Source organism: Brevundimonas sp. LjRoot202 (assembly GCF_964253355.1).
Classification (GTDB): Bacteria; Pseudomonadota; Alphaproteobacteria; order Caulobacterales; family Caulobacteraceae; genus Brevundimonas.
On record NZ_CAXUQW020000006.1, the window covers coordinates 1 to 17,785 of the forward strand.

Consider the following 17,785-nt stretch of genomic DNA (forward strand, 5'->3'; position numbering starts at 1 on the left):
GACGGGGAGGGCGTCGGATCCACGTTCTCGATGACGGCGGGCTGTGGTCGAGCGATGAAGCCCGGGCGGAGGAGAGCCCGGGGGTCCTCGTCGGAGGTCGATGGATGGCCTCCGCTTGCTCGCCGCGCGCCTTCGGATGGAACCGCTACATGACTGAACACGGTCAGCACGTTCCGCCTTCCGGCCTCCCGGCAACGGGCGGTCCGGGACGCCGGTGAGGCCCGAGAAGGGCCGCCAGCCGGCGGGGCGAGTGGATAACGACCACGCGGGGCGGCAGTCTCGTCGAAACGGTAACACTACAACAGCACCGGGCGAGGCCCGGCCGCCCCGCACCCTCCCCATACCGCCTGTTCCGCAGGCGGCGAACAGGGCTGCCTGCTGCACTGCAAAATTCCCGCTCGACTTCCCCGAGGTCATCACGGAATGTTACGGCCTCGCCCCACGGGAGACGCCCATGCCGATGACGCCGCGCGCCGGACTGCAGGTCGCTGATGACCTCGCCGCCTTCATCGAGACCGAGGTCCTGCCCGGCCTCGACCTCGACGCGGACGCCTTCTGGACCGCGGCCGCCGGGGTCTTCGCCCGCTTCGCGCCCGAGAACCGCCGCCTGCTCGCCGTCCGCGACGCGCTTCAGGCCCGCATCGACGCCTGGCACGCCGACCGCCGCGGCCAGCCCCACGACCCCGTCGCCACGACCGCCTTCCTGCGCGACATCGGCTATCTGGCCCCCGAGCCCGCCCCCTTCGCCATCCGCACGCGCAACGTCGACGCCGAGGTCGCCACTCTCGCCGGTCCCCAGCTGGTCGTGCCCATCCTCAACGCCCGCTTCGTGCTCAACGCCGCCAACGCCCGTTGGGGCAGCCTCTACGACGCCCTCTACGGCACGGACGCGCTGGGCGACCTGCCCCGGGGCGGTGGCTACGACCCCGAGCGCGGCGCTCGCGTCGTCGCCCGCGCCAAGGCCTTCCTCGACGAGGCCGTGCCCCTGGCCGAGGGTTCCTGGGCCGACCTGACCGACCCCCGCAACGGCATCGCGCTCCGCGATCCCGGCCAGTCCGTCGGCCGCACCGACCGCACGCGCCTGTTCCGCCACCACGGCCTGCACATCGAGGTCGTCTTCGACCCAGAGCACCCGATCGGCCGTACCGACCCTGCCGGCATCTCCGACGTCGTGCTGGAAGCCGCCCTCTCCACCATCGTCGACCTCGAGGACTCGGTCGCCGCCGTCGACGCCGCGGACAAGGTCGCCGCCTACCGCAACTGGCTCGGCCTGATGAAGGGCGACCTGGTCGAAACCTTCGACAAGGGCGGCGAGCGCCTGACCCGCACCCTTGCGCCCGATCGCACGTTCACCGCCCCCGGCGACTCGACGATCAGCCTGCCGGGGCGCGCGCTGCTGTTCGTCCGCAATGTCGGCCACCTGATGACCACCCCGGCGATCCAGCTGCCGGACGGCTCGGAAGCGCCCGAGGGCGTCCTCGACGCCATCGTCACGTCGCTGATCGCGATGCACGACCTGAAAGGGCGGGGGGCGTTCGCCAACAGCCGGGCCGGTTCGGTCTATATCGTCAAACCCAAGATGCACGGTCCCGACGAGTGCGCCTTCACCGACGCCCTGTTCGACGCGGTCGAGGATCTGCTGGGCCTGCCGCGCCACACCCTCAAGGTCGGCGTCATGGATGAGGAGCGCCGCACCTCGGCCAACCTCGCCGCCTGCATCCACGCCGTGAAGGACCGGATCGTCTTCATCAACACCGGCTTCCTCGACCGCACCGGCGACGAGATCCACACGGCGATGCAGGCCGGGCCCGTGGTCCGCAAGGGCGACATCAAGTCATCGGACTGGATCACCGCCTATGAAGCCCGCAACGTCGCCATCGGCCTCGCCTGCGGCTTCGACGGCAAGGCCCAGATCGGCAAGGGCATGTGGGCCGCGCCCGACCGCATGGCCGAGATGCTCGACCAGAAGGCGGCCCATCCGAAGACCGGCGCCAACACGGCCTGGGTGCCCAGCCCGACCGCCGCCACCCTGCACGCGCTGCACTATCACCAGACCGATGTCTTCGCCCTCAGGGACAGGATCGCCGCCCGCCCGACGCCGGGTCTCGAACCCTTGCTGACCCCGCCGCTGGCGCAGGGGCGCAACTGGTCGGACGTCGAGATCGCCGAGGAGCTCGACAACAACGCCCAGGGCCTGCTCGGCTATGTCGTCCGCTGGATCGACCAGGGCGTGGGCTGCTCCAAGGTGCCCGACATCCACGACGTCGGCCTGATGGAGGACCGCGCCACCCTGCGCATCTCGTCCCAGCACATGGCCAACTGGCTGCTGCACGGCGTCTGCACCGCCGAACAGGTCGACGCCGCCTTGCTGCGCATGGCCGCGAAGGTCGACGCCCAGAACGCCGCCGACCCGCTCTACCGTCCCATGGCTCCCGACCCCGCCGCCAGCCTCGCCTTCCAGGCCGCCCGGGCGCTGGTGTTCGAGGGAACCGCCGAGCCCAACGGCTACACCGAGCCGCTGCTCCACGCCTTCCGCCGCCGCGCCAAGGGCTGAAATCCATGCTTGACGAACACGGGTTGACAGCGTCGCACAGTATGCGGCATACACTGTATGGCACACACTATGTGGCGGACAGGAAGCGGCATGAGCGTCGATCCGGACCTTTTCGAATCCATGCGGCTGGAGCTGCGGCGCGGCTCGCTGGTGCTGGCCGTGCTCGCCTGCCTCCGGACCGAGCGCTACGGCTACACCCTGCGCCAGGCCCTGGCCGCCGACGGGCTGGAGATGGAGGAATCCACCCTCTACCCGCTGCTCCGCCGGCTCGAGAGCCAGGGGCTGCTCGATAGCGAATGGCGCGAGGAGGAGAAGCGCAGGAAGCGCTTCTACGTCCTGTCCGCCGCTGGAACCGAAATGCTGGCCGCGCTGGCCGACGAATGGCGGGGGATCAACGCCTCGCTCGACAAGCTGCTCTGAGGGGAAACCGAGATGGACCTGATCGATCGCTACCTGAACGCCGTCGCCGCCCAACTGGGGCAGGACGAGCGCGCCGACATCATCGCCGAACTGCGCGACCTGATCCTCAGCCGCTTCGAGGCGAAGGAGGAGGAACTGGGCCGCGCCCTCACCGACGACGAGAAGGAGGCCATCCTGCACGAGATCGGCCATCCGCTCGTGGTCGCCGCCCGCTATCGCAAGGGCCCGGACTCGCTGATCGGGCCCGAACTGTTCCCCTACTGGCTGTTCGCCGTGAAGGCCGGCCTGCTGCTCATGCTGGCGGTGCAGGCGATCGTCCTGTTCGTCAATCTGCTCAGCGGCCCGGCCGACGCCGGCCAGTCGATCGGCCAGGCCGTCAACGGCTTCATCAGCTCGGGCCTGACCCTGATCGGCATCGTCACCGTGATCGGGGCGGTGATGGAGCATGTCGGCTATCGACCGGGCTGGATGAGCAAATGGCGGGTCAGCGAACTGTCGGCGTTCGGCCTGTCCGATCCCGCGACCTGGGGGGCGGCCATGGGCGGAACCCGGGCGGCGAAGGCGACGTGGACGCCGCGGGTCCGGCGGCTGCGCTGGCCGGGCGGAGAACACCTGTTCTCGTTCCTCGCCGTCGGCCTCTTCGTGCTCTGGTGGATCGGCGTGGTCCACTTCCCGGGCCTGGTGCATGTCGGTCTGGGGGGCGAAGAGGCGACCGTGACCGGCGCGCCGATCTGGACGACGCTGTTCGGCGCCATCCTGCTCTATGCGGTGGCCCAGATGGCGGTCGACCTGGCCAGCTTGGTCCGGCCGTATGCTGTGCGGATGCGCGCCGCGGCCCAGGTGGTGATCGCCGGCGCCGGCCTGTGGCTGACGTGGACGATCTTTGAGGCCGGCCACTGGTTCACCCTGACGCGTGACGGCGAAGAGGCGCGGATCGCGGGCGACTGGGTCATGCTGGACTTCGACACGCTGAGGACGCTGGGCGACGGCGCGCGGGATCTGGTCGGCGTGGCCAGCACCCTGTCGGTGATCATGGTCTGGGTGCTGGCCATCTCAGCGATCAGCCTGGTGTTCCAGATCGTCGCCAACCTGTGGCGGCTGGCCCAGCCGGACCGGCGGCCGTCCGCCTGACCGGCTGACCACGCCTGTGTCCGAAAACCGCGAGACTCCGGCGGCGGGAGGGCCCATCTTGCGGCCATGGAAAACGCTCGCGAACTCGATCAGGAGGCCTGCTATCGCGCCGTGCTGACGCGGGACGCGCGCTTCGACGGCCGCTTCTTCGGCTGTGTGAAGACCACCGGCATCTACTGTCGCCCGGTCTGTCCGGCGCGGACGCCCAAGCGTGAGAACATGGTCTTCGTTGTCTCCGCCGCCGCCGCCGAGGAGGCCGGCTTCCGCGCCTGCCTGCGCTGCCGGCCCGAGACGGCGCCCGACATGGGCGCCTGGCGCGGCACCTCCAACACCGTCAGCCGGGCCTTGGCCCTGATCGAGGCCGGGGCGCTGGACGAGGGCGATGTGGATGGACTGGCCGGCCGCCTCGGCGTCGGCGAGCGCCACCTGCGCCGGCTGTTCCGCCAGCACCTCGGCGCCGCCCCGGTCAGCGTGGCTCAGACCCGCCGGGTGCTGCTGGCCAAGGCCCTGATCCACCAGACCGACCTGTCGATGGCGCAGGTGGCCCTGGCCTCCGGCTTCGGCAGCGTTCGCCGTTTCAACGAAACCTTCCAGGCCCTGTACGACCGCCCGCCCTCGGCGCTGCGCCGGCGCGGCGAGAAGGTCCACGAGGGCGGCGTCCGACTGAGCCTGTCGTACCGCACCCCCTATGACTGGGACGCCATGTTCGCGGCCCTGTCGGCGCGGGGCGACACCGTCGAGGGCCGGACATGGTCGCGGGTGCTGACGACAGCGATCGACGGCGCCGACGGCTCCGTCTCGGTCGAGCCCGCGGAACCGGGCCGCGTCTCGGTCTGCATCGAGGCCGTCGACCTGAAGGCCTTGCCCGGGGTGCTGGCGCGGGTGCGGCGGGTGTTCGACCTGTCGGCCGACCCGGACGCCATCGGCCGCGACCTGGCGACCGATCCGGTGCTGAAGCCGCTGGTCGCGGCGCGTCCGGGGCTGCGCTTGCCTGGTGACTGGATCGACGACGGCGCCGAACCGCCGAACGACCGCCTCGACGATGAAATCCTCGCCCCGCGCGCCGAGTCCTGGCGGCCGTGGCGAGCCTATGGCGCCCTGCATCTGGCTGTGGCCGGGATCACGGGCGCGGACCTGATGGAGAAGACCGATGCGAAACGTGCAGCCTGAAACCCTGACCCTCGACCGGGTCGCCACCCCGACAGGCGAGGTCCTGCTGGTCGTCGACGCCGACGGCGCCGTGCGCGCGCTCGACTTCGCCGGCTACGAGGACCGCATGATGCGCCTGCTGCGCCGTCACTGGGGCGAGGCCGAACTGGTCGAAGGCCGCGCGCCGGCGGCGATCCGATCGGCGGTCGAGGCCTGGTTCGGCGGCGACCTGGCCGCCCTCGACGGCCTGAAGGTCAAGACCAACGGCACCGACTTCCAGCACGCCGTCTGGGCCGCCCTGCGCACCATTCCGGTGGGCGAGACGCGCACCTATGGCCAGCTGGCGGCGGCGATCGGCTCGCCGAAGGCCGTGCGCGCGGCGGGCCTGGCCAACGGCCAGAACCCCATCGCCGTCATCGTGCCCTGCCACCGCGTGATCGGCGCCAACGGGGCCCTGACCGGCTACGCCGGCGGGATCGAACGCAAGCAATGGCTTCTGGCCCACGAGGGCGCGCGGACGGCCTGAGCCGGGTCAGCTCCGCGCCAGATCGTTCCAGTAGCCGGTCCACGCCACCGACTGGGCCGACGCGACGCGGGTCGCCATGCAGATGGTGTAGTCCGGCGGCGCAGCGGCGGGCTGGCAATCCCAGCCTTCGACCCCGTCGGGTTGCTCCCGCACGACGGCCCCAAGGATCATGCCGTCGTCGATGATCAGGGAGACGTCCGACCCCCTGTCCGCCCCGGGCTGAGACCACCAGGCGCAAATGCGCTCGAACGGCATTCCGTCCATCTCTTCCGACGCGAGGCAGTCGGCCGGACGGAAGCGGCCCAGGACGGCGCGGCCTTCCGCCGTGTCCGCCCCAAGCCCCGCGGGATGGGCGGCGAGAACGGACAGGATTTCGGCGCGGACACCGTCGGCGTCGGCAGCGACCTGCGTATCGGCGGCGGGGTCGGCGGTCGTCCCGCTCGCCACCGGGGCGGGAGGCGGTTCGGCTGGAGTCTGAGGCCGATCGCCTGCATCTCCGCAGGCGATCAAAGCGAGGGGGCCGATCAGTGGTGCGAGGGTGGGCCAGCGCATGACGTCGTCCTCCTGTGGCGCCCTGAGTCAATCCGCGACGGCCGTCCGGGTTGCGCTTGTGTTTTTCCCGCGCGCGACTACATTCATTCCGACTTATGCTAATTTTGAGCATAAGTGCCGCGAGGAGGCGGATATGGCTGACGGCGCGTTCGGATTGTCAAAGGAACTGGAGCGGGCCACCGCCCCGGTCTGGGCCAAGGTCAAGGACCACGTCACGCCCATCGAGTGGCCGGCCCAGGCCGCGCTGATCCATGAGATCAACCAGCTCAAGCGGGAGCGCGACGCGGTCATTCTGGCGCACAACTACATGACGCCGGAAATCTTCCACGGCGTCGGCGACTACGTCGGCGACAGCCTCGGGCTGGCGAAGGAGGCGGCGAAGTCAAAGGCGAAGGTGATCGTCCAGGCGGGCGTGCACTTCATGGCCGAGACCTCGAAGATCCTGTCGCCCGAGAAGACCGTGCTGATCCCCGACCTGCGCGCCGGCTGCTCGCTGGCCGCCTCGATCACCGGCGCCGACGTGCGGCTGATCAAGCAGCGCTATCCGGGTTTGCCGGTGGTCACCTACGTCAACACCACGGCCGACGTGAAGGCCGAGACCGACATCTGCTGCACCAGCGCCAACGCCGTGCAGGTGGTCGAATGGGCGGCGCGGGAATGGGGCGTCGATCGCGTCATCCTGATCCCGGACGAATACCTGGCCCGCAACGTTGCGGCCCAGACCACCGTCGGCATCATCGCCTGGAAGGGCCGCTGCGAGGTGCACGAGCGCTTCACCGCCCGGGACATCGCCGACATGCGCGCGGCCTATCCGGGCGCGGAAATCCTCGCCCACCCCGAATGCCCGGAAGATGTGCTGGCGGCGTCGGACTTCGCCGGCTCGACGGCGGCGATGATCGACCACGTCACGGCCCGCAAGCCGAAGCAGGTGGTGATGATCACCGAATGCTCGATGGCCTCCAACGTCGCCGGCGACCTGCCCGGCGTCCAGTTCATCGGCCCCTGCAACCTCTGCCCGCACATGAAGCGGATCACGCTGGAGAACATCCGCGACTGCCTGCTCAACATGCAGTTCGAGGTGATGGTGCCGGACGACATGGCCGAGCGCGCCCGGCTGGCGGTGCAGCGCATGATCGACCTGCCGCCGCCGGCGATCCCGGCGCGCTATGATCTGGTCAAGGCGCGCCATCATGTGGCGGTGGAGCTGATCTGATGCACTACGTTCCGCCGGTCCGCGCGGTCGCCACGGTCGATCGCAGAACCCTGCGGCTTCTCGCCGTCCTGGCCTTGTGGCTCAGGTCGGAAAAGGCCACCTCACGGGCATGACCGAAACCAACGCCCCCCGCCCGCCGGGTCCTTGGGACCCGCGCCCCGAGGACGTCGCCCCGGCCCCGGCCCTGACCGCCGCCGATCCCGTCCGCGCCGCCGAGCCGCCGCTGGACAAGGGTCAGAACCCGGTCTGGGCCGTTCTTTCGACGCTGCTGCTGGGCGGCTTCATCTGGTTCGTGTCGGGGAGCTGGGTGATCGCCATCGCCGCGATCTGGGGCCTGCTGGTGCACGAATACGGCCACGTGCTGGCCATGAACCGCCTCGGCATGGGGCCGGCGAAGATCTACATCATCCCGTTCCTCGGCGGCGTGGCCAAGAGCCAGCGCCTGCCGCAGAGCGAATGGCATGGCGTGCTCGTGTCGCTGGCGGGACCGGCGTTCGGCCTGCTGGCGGCCATTCCGTTCTTCGCCCTGTTCCTGGGCACGGGGCAGGGGCTGTGGCTTCTCGGAGCCGCGGTCATCGCCCTGATCAACCTGGTCAACCTCGCTCCGGCGCCGCCGCTCGACGGCTCCAAGGCGCTTGGGCCGGTGCTGGCGCACATTCATCCGATGCTTGAGCGCCTGGCCATGATCGCCATAGGCGCGCTGGTGGTCTGGTGGGGCTTCACCACCGGACGGTGGGTTCTCGCCGCCTTCCTGGCGATCGCCCTGATCGGCCATCTGCGACGCGGCGCATGGCGTCCGGACGGCCGGCCGCTCAGCCGGCGCGAGTCCGTGTTCAGCGTGGGCCTGTTCCTCGCCACGGCGGCGGCCTGCGCGGGGGTCGGCGTCGCCGCCCTGATGCCGCTGGCGGAAGGCTCCCTGCCCAACGCCATGACCATCGCGGGCAGTTATCTGGGTATCGGCCGTTGAGCCGGATCGACCATGACGGACCGCTGATCATCGGCGGCGGACTGGCGGGGCTTTCAGCCGCCCTGGAGGCCGCGCCGCGCAAGGTCCTCGTGGTCACCCCGGCGCCGCTGCTGCAGGCCTGCTCCTCGGCCTGGGCCCAGGGCGGCGTCGCCGCCGCCTTGTCGGAAACCGACGCCCCGGCGCTCCACGCCGCCGACACCCAGGCCGCCGGCGCGGGCCTGGTCGAGGCCGAGGCCACGCGTCTGCTGACCGCCGACGGCCGCGCCACGGTGGAGTGGCTGGCCGCGCTGGGCGCGCCGTTCGACCGCGACGCCGCCGGCGGGTTCGCCGTTAGCCTCGAAGCGGCCCACTCGCGGGCCCGGGTGGCGCGGGTCGGCGGCGACGGCGCCGGCCGCGCCATCCTGTCGGCGCTGGTCGCGGCCACGCGCGCCGCCCCTCACATCGAGGTCTGGGAGGACGGTCGCCTGCGCGGCCTGATCCAGGACGCGAGCGGCCGCGTCCGCGGCGCCCTGATCGAACGCGACGGACGGCTGATCGAGGTGCTCGCGCCGGCCGTGGTGCTGGCGACCGGCGGCGCCGGCGGCCTCTACGCGCGGACCACCACCCCGGCCTCGCTGCTGGGCGAGGGGATGGCGCTGGCCTATCGGGCAGGCGCCGAGATCCTCGATCCCGAATTCGTCCAGTTCCACCCCACCGCGATCGATGTCGGCCTCGACCCAATGCCGCTGGCCACCGAGGCGCTGCGGGGCGAGGGGGCGCGTCTGATCGACGGGGCGGGGCGCTTCCTGCTGGGTGACGCCGACGACGCCGACCTGCAGTCCCGCGATGTCGTGGCCCGGGCGGTGCACGCCGCGCGGGCCGACGGGCGGGGGGCTTACCTCGACGCCCGCGCCGCCATCGGTCCAGCTTTCAAGCACGATTTCCCGGCCGTCTTCGCCGCCTGCATGCGAGCCGGGCTGGATCCGCGCGAGTCGCCGATCCCGGTTGCGGCGGCGGCCCACTATCACATGGGCGGGATCGCCGCCGGGCCGGACGGCCGCACCACGTTGGAGGGCCTGTTCGCCGTCGGCGAGTGCGCCGCCACCGGCGTGCATGGCGCCAACCGCCTGGCCTCGAACTCCCTGCTCGAGGCCGCCGCCTTCGGACGGCGCACGGGCCGGGCGGCCGCGCGGGCGCGGACCCTTCAGGGGCCGACCCTCGCCGCCCGTCCGTCCGTCGACCTGTCGCCGGCCGACCTCGCGACCCTGCGCCGGACCATGAGCGACGAGGCGGGCGTGGTGCGCGACGCCCACGGCCTGACCCGGGCGGTCGCCGTGCTGGATCGGCTGGAGGCGCGGACCCCGGGCGCGTCGCCCCTGGTCGCCGCCCGGCTGATCGTCGAGGCCGCGCTGGCGCGTCGCGAAAGCCGCGGCGGCCATTACCGCACGGACTTCCCCGCCGCCGCGCCCGAGGCCCGGCATACCCGTCTGCGGGCGAGAACTCCGGCGATGGCCGAATGAGCGAGGCGACCATGATCCGGCGACTGCCCGACCTGCTGATCGAACCGGTGGTGCGCAGGGCCCTGGCCGAGGACCTCGGTCGGGCCGGCGACATCACGGCCCAGGCCTGCATCCCCGAGGGCGCGCGCATGCGGGCGGTGTTCGCGGCGCGCAGGCCCGGCGTGCTGGCCGGGGTCGATTGCGTCCGGCTCGGCCTGCTGGCCCTCGATCCTTCGGCGACGCTCAACCCGCGACTCCGTGACGGCGACGCTTTCGAGGCCGGCGCGGTGCTGGTCGAGGCGGACGCCGACGCGCGGGCCTTCCTCGCCGCCGAGCGGACGGCGCTGAACCTGCTCGGCCGGCTATGCGGAATCGCCACCCTGACCCGCGCCTATGTCGAGGCGGTCTCCGGCACGGGGGCGCGCATCGCCGACACCCGCAAGACCACGCCGGGCCTGCGCGCGCTGGAGAAGCACGCGGTGGTCTGCGGCGGCGGCGTCAATCACCGCTTCGGCCTGGACGACGCCATCCTGATCAAGGACAACCACGTAGCCCTCTGCGGCGGCGTCGGCGAGGCCATCCGTCGCGCACGGGCGGCCGCAGGCCATCTGGTCAAGCTGGAGATCGAGGTCGACGGGCTGGACCAGTTCGACGAGGCGCTGGCCGAGCGGCCCGATGTCGTCATGCTGGACAATTTCACACCGGAGATGCTGCGCGAAGCGGTGGCTAGGGCCGGGGCCTCGCCCTTCGGCCGCCCGGTGCTGGAGGCGTCGGGCGGCGTCAACCTGCAGACCGTGCGGGCGATCGCCGAGAGCGGCGTCGACGTGATCTCCGTCGGCGCCCTGACCCATTCCGCGCCGGCGCTGGACGTGGGTCTGGACGTCATCTGAGCGGGAAGACCGAACGCCGCTACGGAACAGGCGACCCCCGGGACGGGTTTGACCGGGCACGGAAGGAGATTTCCATGACCCATCGACCCAAGGTTCCGAAAGAGCAGCGCAGCTTCGGCGACCACGGCGCCCGTTCCGTCAAGGAAGCGATGAATTCGGACCGCCGGGACCTGTCGACCGGCGCGCAGTCCGATCAGCCCGGCGACGCCGACGTCAACCTCGACACCCAGGGCCGGTTCGGCAACCTGCGCCAGAACCTGACCACTCAATGGAAGGTGCAGGACCGCTGATCATGGCCGACAACAATCCCCACACCCCCGAACCGGTCGACGAGAAGCGCTGGGGCGGCCCCGGCTCCAGCCACCAGAACGCGGACCGGGAACCGCCGACTTTCGAGGACCCGCGCGAGGGCGGCCCCACCAATCCCCGCAACAGCAAGGTTTCGGGCGGTGGCGGCGAACGCGACCTGAAGCACAGCCACGACGACGCTCATCGGTCGTCGAAGGGCGACCGGGACGCCTGACGCCTCAGGCGGTCGGGATTGCGGCGGCGGGCGCCGGGGCGGCCGGAGCGCCGGCGACGGCGGCGGGAGCCGCCACCGTGACCGTCGGCGCCGCCTTCGGCGCAGGGGGCGCGACCGGGGCGGCGGGCTCCGCGGAGGCGGGGGCCGCACGGCCTTCCTGGGCCAGCAGCAGGGTGTAGGCCACCGCGCCGGCGTCCCGGACCGCATTGGTCGGGTCCAGGCTGGCCTGGATCAGGCGCGGCGCATCGGCGTCGGTCGAGGGCCGGGCGGCGTAGGTGAAGGCCGCGCCCGAGCCGGAGCGGCCGCCGAAGCGGTAGAACAGGTGGTCGCCGACCTGGCTGACCCGCACGAGCGACGAGCGCCAGCGCGGCGAGACGCCGGTGGTGTGGAAATGGGTGGCGTTGCCGACGCCGGCGTAGACGGTCCCGGACAGGGCGGCCGAGGCGATGTCGCGGGCCCGGTTCCAGGCCGCGGTGTTGACGCGCCCGCGCATCGAGCCGTCGCAGGTGAAGCTGAACTGGCAGCCGGTGCGGCGTCCGGCGCCCTGAAACACCACGCCGCAGACGCTGTTGGGGAAGGCCCGGTGGCGAACCCGGTTCAGCACCACCTGGGCCACCGCCTTCATGCCCTCGCGGCCTTCGCCGCGGGCTTCGTAGTAGGCGGCCTGGGTCAGGCATTCGAGATCGCGCGAGGCGTCCAGCGCGCCGCCGAGCCGGAACGGCTGGGCCGGCAACGGGCCCGTCAGGCTGACGTGCCGCAGGCCGGCTTCGACGGGCTGGCCGCGCAGTTGCTCCAGCCGGGCGGTCAGCAGTTCCGCCTGCCGGTCGCGCTGGGCTGAGCCCGCGACGGTATAGGGGTCATGGCGCCGGGCGATGGCCAGGGCGCTTTCGTCCAGACCGCCGGCCGCGGCGGCCAGCGCCTCTTCGGTGAATCCGGCGGCGGTGGCGCTCTCGATTCGCTCGGCCTGGGCTCGCACCGTCGTCGCCTTCGCCGCCGCGCCGCCCAGATAGGCGCAGCCGATCGCCAGCCCCACCATCGCGCCGAACGTCGCCGCCGCCGCGCCGGGCCGGATTACGGCCTTGCGCTCGGCAGGGGAGGTCGCACGCGAATGCGAGGGGTTAGGCAAGGGCTCAATCCTGTTCAGCAGGGCGCAGCGCCGCCCCCGGGTAGTCTCGCGGCGGGGGCGACGCTTCGGTCGCGGCCCGGCTGCGGTAGATCGGCGGTCGGCGAAATGGGCCAGCCGTCGAGGACGCGCCTTAAGCCAGCCGTTTATGGCGGCAATGTGGTTGATTCGCAAGATTACCGGCCATTCCAACACAGTTTGTGGGTTTGCAGGTACACATTGGTTAATGTGCTTTTAAATTCAGAAAGAGGTCAAAGGTACTGCGCCCAATGCTGTATTTGATGACCATCATTTGACCTCATCAGGCTTCGGGGCCGTCTTGCAGGATTGAGTTTCGTCGGAAATATTGTCTTTACGGCGACGGGAACCGTGACGGTTGCTTGAGGGGCGCGGCCCGGAACACCTTGGCCGTGGCGGCGTTCTGGCTGAACCTCACAGGAGCCTCCCCATGAAACGTATCGTCCTGATCCTCGCCTCGGGCCTCGCCGCCGCCAGCGTGGCGGCCTGCGGCCAGACCATTGAGCAGAAGGCCGCCACCGGCGCTGTCGCGGGGGCCCTCGTGGCCGGGCCGGTCGGCGCTGCCGTGGGCGGCGCGGCGGGCGCGGCCGTCGGCCAGGCCCAGAAGCCGAACTGACACAGGTGTGAACCCGATTGCGGGGCGGAGCGTCATCTCCGCCTCGCAACCTTGATTTCCGTCCCCATATGGGCTTAGCCCACCCGGCGTTGGCTGAGCGCCGCTCGCCCCGCGCCGTTTGCGCATCCGACAAACAATCAAGGACATCGACGACCGCTCGCATGAGAGATCTGAAACAAACCGGCTTCACCGACCGCCTCACCGCCCAGCAGGAAGCCAAGAAGGCCCTGCTCGCCCGCTTCAAGCCCAAGCCCGCCGCCCCCGATCCGGAGTTCGAAAAGCTGCAGGAGAAGCGCGCCGCCGAGAAGGAGGCCCTGCGCCAGCAGCGCGAGCTCGAGAAGGCCGAGGTCCGTCGCCAGAAGGCCGAGGCCGAGGCTGCGCGCCTTGCGGCCGATCAGGAAGCGCAGGATGCGGTCGAGGCCGAGAAGCGCGCCGCCCGCAAGGAGCGCAAGCAACTCTCCAAGGAAGAGCAGAAGGCGGCCCGCGACGCGCGCTATGCCGCCCGCAAGGCGCGCCAGCGCTAAGGCTCTCGCGTACGGCTGAACCCCCGGCGGCGTCCGTTCGCGCGCGTTACGCCGGGTCGCCGTCGCCCAGCACCGCCGCCAGCTGCCGCCCGGAATAGGGCTTGCGGATGAACGGCCACGGCGCATCCGCCAGGGCCGCGTCGACATCGTCGCCGGCATAGCCGGAGGTCAGCACGATCCGCATCTCGGGCCAGGTGCGGGCGCATTCCCGCGCCAGTTCGATGCCGGTCATGCCGCCCGGCATGACCACGTCAGTCAGCATGACGTCGAACCGCTCCTGCCTGAGCCGTTCCAGCGCGTCCGGCGCGTTCTCGGCGGACCTGACCTCGAGCCCCAGGCCTTCCAGCAGTTCCTGGGCCACCGTCGCCACGCCCGGGTCATCCTCGACCAGAAGCAGCCGGCGCCCGGCGGTCACCGCGCGGACCTCCGTCGGCGGCGTTGCGGGTTCAGCCTCTTCCCGGGTCGCCAATGGCGGCAGGTACAGGCGCACCTCGGTGCCGCGGCCGGGGCTTGACGTCAGCCGCACGCCCCCGCCGCTCTGTCGCGCGAAGCCATACACCTGGCTCAGGCCCAGCCCCGTGCCCTTGCCGACCGGCTTGGTCGTGAAGAAGGGCTCGAAGACCCGCTCCATAACCTCGGACGTCATGCCCGTCCCGTTGTCCGAAACGGTGACGCAGACATAGTCGCCGGCCGGAAGCTCGGCGATCTCGCCGGTTCCTATCGAACAGTTCAGGGTCTGGATGCCGACCTTGCCCCGGTCGCCGAGAGCGTCGCGCGCATTGACCACCAGGTTCAGCAAGGCGGCCTCGAACTGGGCCGGGTCGACGCTGACCCGGGCGCCGCCGCGCCGCAGCTTCAGCTTGAAGTCTATGGCCTCGCCGACCGCCCGGCGCAGCAGGGGCTCGCTCTCGCGGATCAGGCCATTCAGGTCGGTCGGCTCGGGCCGCAGCGCCTGCCGCCGCGAGAAGGCCAGCAACTGGTGCGTCAGGCGTTCGCCGCGCCGGGCCGCCGAGAGCGCGGCCTCGCCAAGCTTCTTCTGGCGCGCGGCGTCGTCGGGCGCTCTCAGCATCATGTCGAGCGCGCCGATGACCACCGTCAGCAGGTTGTTGAAGTCGTGCGCCACCCCGCCGGTGAGGCGTCCCACCGCCTCCATCCGCTGGGCGTGCATCAGGTCCGCCTCCGCCTTGGCCTTCTCGGCCAAGGCCTCGCCGACGCGTTCTTCGAGAAGTTCGTTGATGCGTTTGAGGTCATCCTCGGCCCGCTTGGCTTCGGTGACGTCGATGTTGGCGCCGACGTAGCCCTGGAAATGCCCGGCGCCGTCAAAGCGCGGCACGCCCTCGCAACGCAGCCAGCGCAGCCCGAGCATCGGATGGTTGACGCGGATCAGACTTTCGAACCGGTCGCGATTGTCGAACGCCCGCCTGTAGGCCGTTTCGAACCCGGCCACGTCATCGGGATGGGCCAGACGCCGCCAGCCCTCGTCCAGCGCCTCCTCGCCCTCGATCCCGAAGAAGCTTTTGTAGCGGCGGTTGGCGAAGGTGACCCTGGCGTTCTCGTCGCTCATCCAGATCAGCGCCGGAGCGCTGTCCGCGACCGTCCGGAAGCGGGTCTCCGATTCCTGAAGCCGGGCCTGCGCCTCACGGATGTCGGTGACGTCGAAGGCGACACCGACGAAGCCGATGATCTCGCCGTTGGGGCCGAACCGGGGCCGCGAGAACGATTTCAGCCATCGGTATTCGCCATCATGGCGAAGGTAGCGCGCCTCCAGCGAGAACGGCTGGGCGGTGGCCTCGCCGGCCAGCGATTCCTCGAGAACGCGCTCCTGGTCGTCCGGGTGGATGATCTCACGCCAGTCGAGCTGCCGCGCCTCTTCATAGGCGCCGCCGTGGTAGGCGACGTACGCCTGGTTGACGAAGGCGCGGGTACGGTCCTGCTGGGTCACCCAGATCAACACGGGCGCGGTGTCGGCGATGGCGCGGAAGCGCTCCTCGCTTTCGCGTACCTCCGCCTCGGCCCGGGTGCGTTCGATCTCGGTCCAGGTCCGCCCCGCGACCTCCTGCAGCAGGTCCAGTTCGTCGTCCGTCCATGCCCTGACCCTAGAGTCGTGCACGTAGAGGAAGGCCCTCAGACGTCCGCCCCGGATCAACGGCGCCCGCATCAGGGACCGGGTTTGCAAACGGTCGAAGATCTCCACAGCGCCCTTGGTGCGACGATCCTTCCGGACATCGGAAATACGGACGGCCCGCCCGGTGGCCAGTTCCGAGATCAGTGGCGCGGCGAGATCGTCCAGCGAAAACTGGCCTTGGGCGCTGGTGACGTCCGCCGTCCAGTCGCGGCTCATCGACACCAGTCGCCGCTCCTGGTCGACCTCGCCGTACCCGACGCGCCGGACCTGCAGCTCGGCGCCGAGCGCCAGTTCCACCTCGGCCATGATGGCGTCGGGAGAGGTCAGGTCGCGCAGCGAGTCGGTCAGCGCCAGGAGGAATGACTGCCGCCGCTCCTGGCGCGCGATCAGCTCGATGGCCTCATGGGTGTCGGTGACGTCGAACGACAGGCCGACATAGCCCATGAACCCGCCGTCGGTGTCGAACCGGGGGTTCACCGCGACGCGCATCCAGCGCCAGGCTCCGTCGGCGCGATGGAACCGCGCCTCGAATCCGTAGGGCTGACGCTGCGGTCGGTGCCGAGCCTGGATGGCGCTCACCCCCGGAACGTCGTCGGGATGGATCGCCTCGCGCCAGACGTGGCCCAGAATATCATCCGGGGGCCGCCCGTAGAATTCGACCAGCGCGGCGTTGACGAACTCCACCGCGCCCTCGGTATTGGTCAGCCAGACAGGCGAGGGGGCGGTATCCGCCATCAAGCGGAAGCGCGCCTCGCTCTCGCGCAGGGCGGCCTCGGCGGCCTTGGCGCCCGAGATGTCCACCACGACAGCGATGAATCCCTCGACCGAGCCCCCCGGACCGGTCAGGGCCCGGATGCTGATGACCACCCAGACGATCGAGCCGTCCTGGTGAATGTAGCGCTTCTCGAGTTGCGCCCCGCCCGTCTTGAGCGCCTCGGCGAGCGCCCGTCGCGTCGGTTCGACATCGTCGGGATGGCTGACGGCCTCGGTGGTCAGGCCGACGACCTCGCCGTGAGGAATCCCGAGAATCTCCGCATAGCGCGCGTTGGCGCTGAGGATCGTTCCGTCCAAGGCGACGCGGGCGATGCCGGCCGAGGCCTGGTCGACCATGGCCTGAAGTTGGCCTTCCCGCTCGCGCAACGCGGCCTCGGCCGCCCGCGCCTCGGTAACGTCGACGTTGACGCCGATCATCCCCATAAAGCGGCCGTCGGGGTCTAGCCGCGGCCGCGCCCCGGTGTGCAGCACTCGCCAGGTCCCGTCGGCCCGCCGGAACCGGGCTTCGACCTCGAACGGCGCAGCTCGCTCGATCGCCTCGCGCGTGACGCCGGCGACCCGCTCCCGATCATCGTCGTGAACGAAGGCGGTGAAGTCGAAGGTCCCGTCCACGTCCGTGACGCCCCAGAACTGCTTGAGGGTCTGGTTGAGGTGCACGCAGCGGCCCCGCTCGTCGCTCATCCAGAGCATGACCGGCGCCTGCTCGCTGACCAGACGCAAGCGGCTTTCGCTTTCGCTGACCCGCTCCGCCGACAGGCGCAGGGCGTCGAGCGAGGCGTCGAGCCGCCAGAGAACTTTTCTCAGCGAGGCCGCGACGAGGGTGGCGAACAGGCCCACGACGATGAAATTCGTGGTGGTTATCAAGCCGAGCCGGGTGTCCACCCCGACGTCGACCGCTTCGCCGCCGGCCACCGCCCAGCCGCCGAACAGGCAGACGAAGACCGCCACCACGCCCGCGGTGCGTCCCCCCGCCAGCGCGGCCACCACCACGGCGGGCAGCAGGATCATGAAGCCCGCGACGTCGGCGTAGAAGCCGGACAGGGTCGCGCGCACCAGCAGCATGACGACGGCGCAACCGATCCCGATCAACACGGACACCCACCAGACGCGGGACCGCACGCGGGCGAGCCGCGTCAACCCGCCGTCGATGTCCACTAACCGTCGAAGCACCCCGACCGCGCCCATTCAGCCCCCGCTCGCGC

General features: G+C 70.8%; 16 protein-coding genes. 13 read left to right on the forward strand and 3 right to left on the reverse strand.

Annotated features, from left to right (window positions below; genetic code table 11):
- The first annotated feature begins 454 nt into the window (after positions 1-454).
- The 5 genes from ACSQ1L_RS11170 (at position 455) to ACSQ1L_RS11190 (ending at position 5,780) form a co-directional block, all read left to right on the forward strand.
- Positions 455-2,554, forward strand: coding sequence for a malate synthase G (locus tag ACSQ1L_RS11170; protein WP_435994820.1), 2,100 nt, complete (start codon positions 455-457; stop codon positions 2,552-2,554).
- 90 nt (positions 2,555-2,644) lie between these two features.
- Entirely contained in the window at positions 2,645-2,974 is a 330-nt protein-coding gene (locus tag ACSQ1L_RS11175; RefSeq protein WP_435994821.1) for a PadR family transcriptional regulator, read from the forward strand.
- Between the two features lie 12 nt (positions 2,975-2,986).
- Positions 2,987-4,105 carry a hypothetical protein gene (locus ACSQ1L_RS11180; RefSeq protein WP_435994822.1) on the forward strand — a complete coding sequence of 373 codons (1,119 nt, stop codon included), beginning with the start codon at positions 2,987-2,989 and terminating at the stop codon, positions 4,103-4,105.
- 66 nt (positions 4,106-4,171) lie between these two features.
- Positions 4,172-5,275: a bifunctional transcriptional activator/DNA repair enzyme AdaA gene (locus ACSQ1L_RS11185; RefSeq protein ID WP_435994823.1), complete on the forward strand. Its 1,104-nt coding sequence runs from the start codon at positions 4,172-4,174 to the stop codon at positions 5,273-5,275.
- Positions 5,256-5,780, forward strand: a complete 525-nt coding sequence (locus ACSQ1L_RS11190) for a methylated-DNA--[protein]-cysteine S-methyltransferase (RefSeq protein ID WP_435994824.1) — start codon at positions 5,256-5,258, stop codon at positions 5,778-5,780. Before ACSQ1L_RS11185 ends, ACSQ1L_RS11190 begins: the two co-directional genes overlap by 20 nt.
- Before the next feature lie 6 nt (positions 5,781-5,786).
- Here the strand turns inward: ACSQ1L_RS11190 and ACSQ1L_RS11195 are convergent, their stop codons facing one another.
- Positions 5,787-6,227 carry a hypothetical protein gene (locus tag ACSQ1L_RS11195; RefSeq protein WP_435994825.1) on the reverse strand — a complete coding sequence of 147 codons (441 nt, stop codon included), beginning with the start codon at positions 6,225-6,227 and terminating at the stop codon, positions 5,787-5,789.
- A gap of 238 nt (positions 6,228-6,465) precedes the next feature.
- On the opposite strand from ACSQ1L_RS11195, the gene nadA reads away from it, so the two are divergent.
- The 6 genes from nadA (at position 6,466) to ACSQ1L_RS11225 (ending at position 11,403) form a co-directional block, all read left to right on the forward strand.
- On the forward strand, positions 6,466-7,545 hold the full coding sequence (gene nadA, locus ACSQ1L_RS11200) for a quinolinate synthase NadA (protein ID WP_435994826.1): 1,080 nt from the start codon (positions 6,466-6,468) through the stop codon (positions 7,543-7,545).
- A gap of 109 nt (positions 7,546-7,654) precedes the next feature.
- Positions 7,655-8,512 carry a metalloprotease gene (locus ACSQ1L_RS11205; RefSeq protein WP_435994827.1) on the forward strand — a complete coding sequence of 286 codons (858 nt, stop codon included), beginning with the start codon at positions 7,655-7,657 and terminating at the stop codon, positions 8,510-8,512.
- Positions 8,509-10,011, forward strand: a complete 1,503-nt coding sequence (locus ACSQ1L_RS11210) for an L-aspartate oxidase (RefSeq protein ID WP_435994828.1) — start codon at positions 8,509-8,511, stop codon at positions 10,009-10,011. Before ACSQ1L_RS11205 ends, ACSQ1L_RS11210 begins: the two co-directional genes overlap by 4 nt.
- An 11-nt stretch (positions 10,012-10,022) precedes the next feature.
- Complete coding sequence (nadC, locus tag ACSQ1L_RS11215; protein WP_435994974.1) at positions 10,023-10,880, forward strand: carboxylating nicotinate-nucleotide diphosphorylase; 858 nt, start codon at positions 10,023-10,025, stop codon at positions 10,878-10,880.
- A gap of 74 nt (positions 10,881-10,954) precedes the next feature.
- Positions 10,955-11,170 (forward strand): hypothetical protein, encoded by a 216-nt coding sequence (locus ACSQ1L_RS11220; RefSeq protein WP_435994829.1) that lies wholly within the window; start codon positions 10,955-10,957, stop codon positions 11,168-11,170.
- A 2-nt stretch (positions 11,171-11,172) separates the two neighbouring features.
- On the forward strand, positions 11,173-11,403 hold the full coding sequence (locus ACSQ1L_RS11225; RefSeq protein ID WP_435994830.1) for a hypothetical protein: 231 nt from the start codon (positions 11,173-11,175) through the stop codon (positions 11,401-11,403).
- A 4-nt stretch (positions 11,404-11,407) separates the two neighbouring features.
- Here the strand turns inward: ACSQ1L_RS11225 and ACSQ1L_RS11230 are convergent, their stop codons facing one another.
- Complete coding sequence (locus ACSQ1L_RS11230; protein ID WP_435994831.1) at positions 11,408-12,529, reverse strand: cell wall hydrolase; 1,122 nt, start codon at positions 12,527-12,529, stop codon at positions 11,408-11,410.
- Between the two features lie 445 nt (positions 12,530-12,974).
- On the opposite strand from ACSQ1L_RS11230, the gene ACSQ1L_RS11235 reads away from it, so the two are divergent.
- Complete coding sequence (locus ACSQ1L_RS11235; RefSeq protein WP_435994832.1) at positions 12,975-13,160, forward strand: hypothetical protein; 186 nt, start codon at positions 12,975-12,977, stop codon at positions 13,158-13,160.
- A gap of 161 nt (positions 13,161-13,321) precedes the next feature.
- The gene (locus tag ACSQ1L_RS11240) at positions 13,322-13,684 is read left to right on the forward strand and encodes a DUF6481 family protein (protein WP_435994833.1); all 363 of its coding nucleotides are present in this window, start codon (positions 13,322-13,324) and stop codon (positions 13,682-13,684) included.
- Between the two features lie 46 nt (positions 13,685-13,730).
- On the opposite strand, the gene ACSQ1L_RS11245 is transcribed toward ACSQ1L_RS11240, so the two are convergent.
- Positions 13,731-17,702, reverse strand: a complete 3,972-nt coding sequence (locus ACSQ1L_RS11245; RefSeq protein ID WP_435994834.1) for a PAS domain S-box protein — start codon at positions 17,700-17,702, stop codon at positions 13,731-13,733.
- Between the last annotated feature and the right edge of the window lie 83 nt (positions 17,703-17,785).

Coding starts and splice junctions, on each gene's coding strand:
- ACSQ1L_RS11170 (WP_435994820.1), top strand. CDS start 455: ATGCCGATGACGCCGCGCGCCGGACTGCAGGTCGCTGATGACCTCGCC.
- ACSQ1L_RS11175 (WP_435994821.1), top strand. CDS start 2,645: ATGAGCGTCGATCCGGACCTTTTCGAATCCATGCGGCTGGAGCTGCGG.
- ACSQ1L_RS11180 (WP_435994822.1), top strand. CDS start 2,987: ATGGACCTGATCGATCGCTACCTGAACGCCGTCGCCGCCCAACTGGGG.
- ACSQ1L_RS11185 (WP_435994823.1), top strand. CDS start 4,172: ATGGAAAACGCTCGCGAACTCGATCAGGAGGCCTGCTATCGCGCCGTG.
- ACSQ1L_RS11190 (WP_435994824.1), top strand. CDS start 5,256: ATGCGAAACGTGCAGCCTGAAACCCTGACCCTCGACCGGGTCGCCACC.
- nadA (WP_435994826.1), top strand. CDS start 6,466: ATGGCTGACGGCGCGTTCGGATTGTCAAAGGAACTGGAGCGGGCCACC.
- ACSQ1L_RS11205 (WP_435994827.1), top strand. CDS start 7,655: ATGACCGAAACCAACGCCCCCCGCCCGCCGGGTCCTTGGGACCCGCGC.
- nadC (WP_435994974.1), top strand. CDS start 10,023: ATGATCCGGCGACTGCCCGACCTGCTGATCGAACCGGTGGTGCGCAGG.
- ACSQ1L_RS11220 (WP_435994829.1), top strand. CDS start 10,955: ATGACCCATCGACCCAAGGTTCCGAAAGAGCAGCGCAGCTTCGGCGAC.
- ACSQ1L_RS11225 (WP_435994830.1), top strand. CDS start 11,173: ATGGCCGACAACAATCCCCACACCCCCGAACCGGTCGACGAGAAGCGC.
- ACSQ1L_RS11235 (WP_435994832.1), top strand. CDS start 12,975: ATGAAACGTATCGTCCTGATCCTCGCCTCGGGCCTCGCCGCCGCCAGC.
- ACSQ1L_RS11240 (WP_435994833.1), top strand. CDS start 13,322: ATGAGAGATCTGAAACAAACCGGCTTCACCGACCGCCTCACCGCCCAG.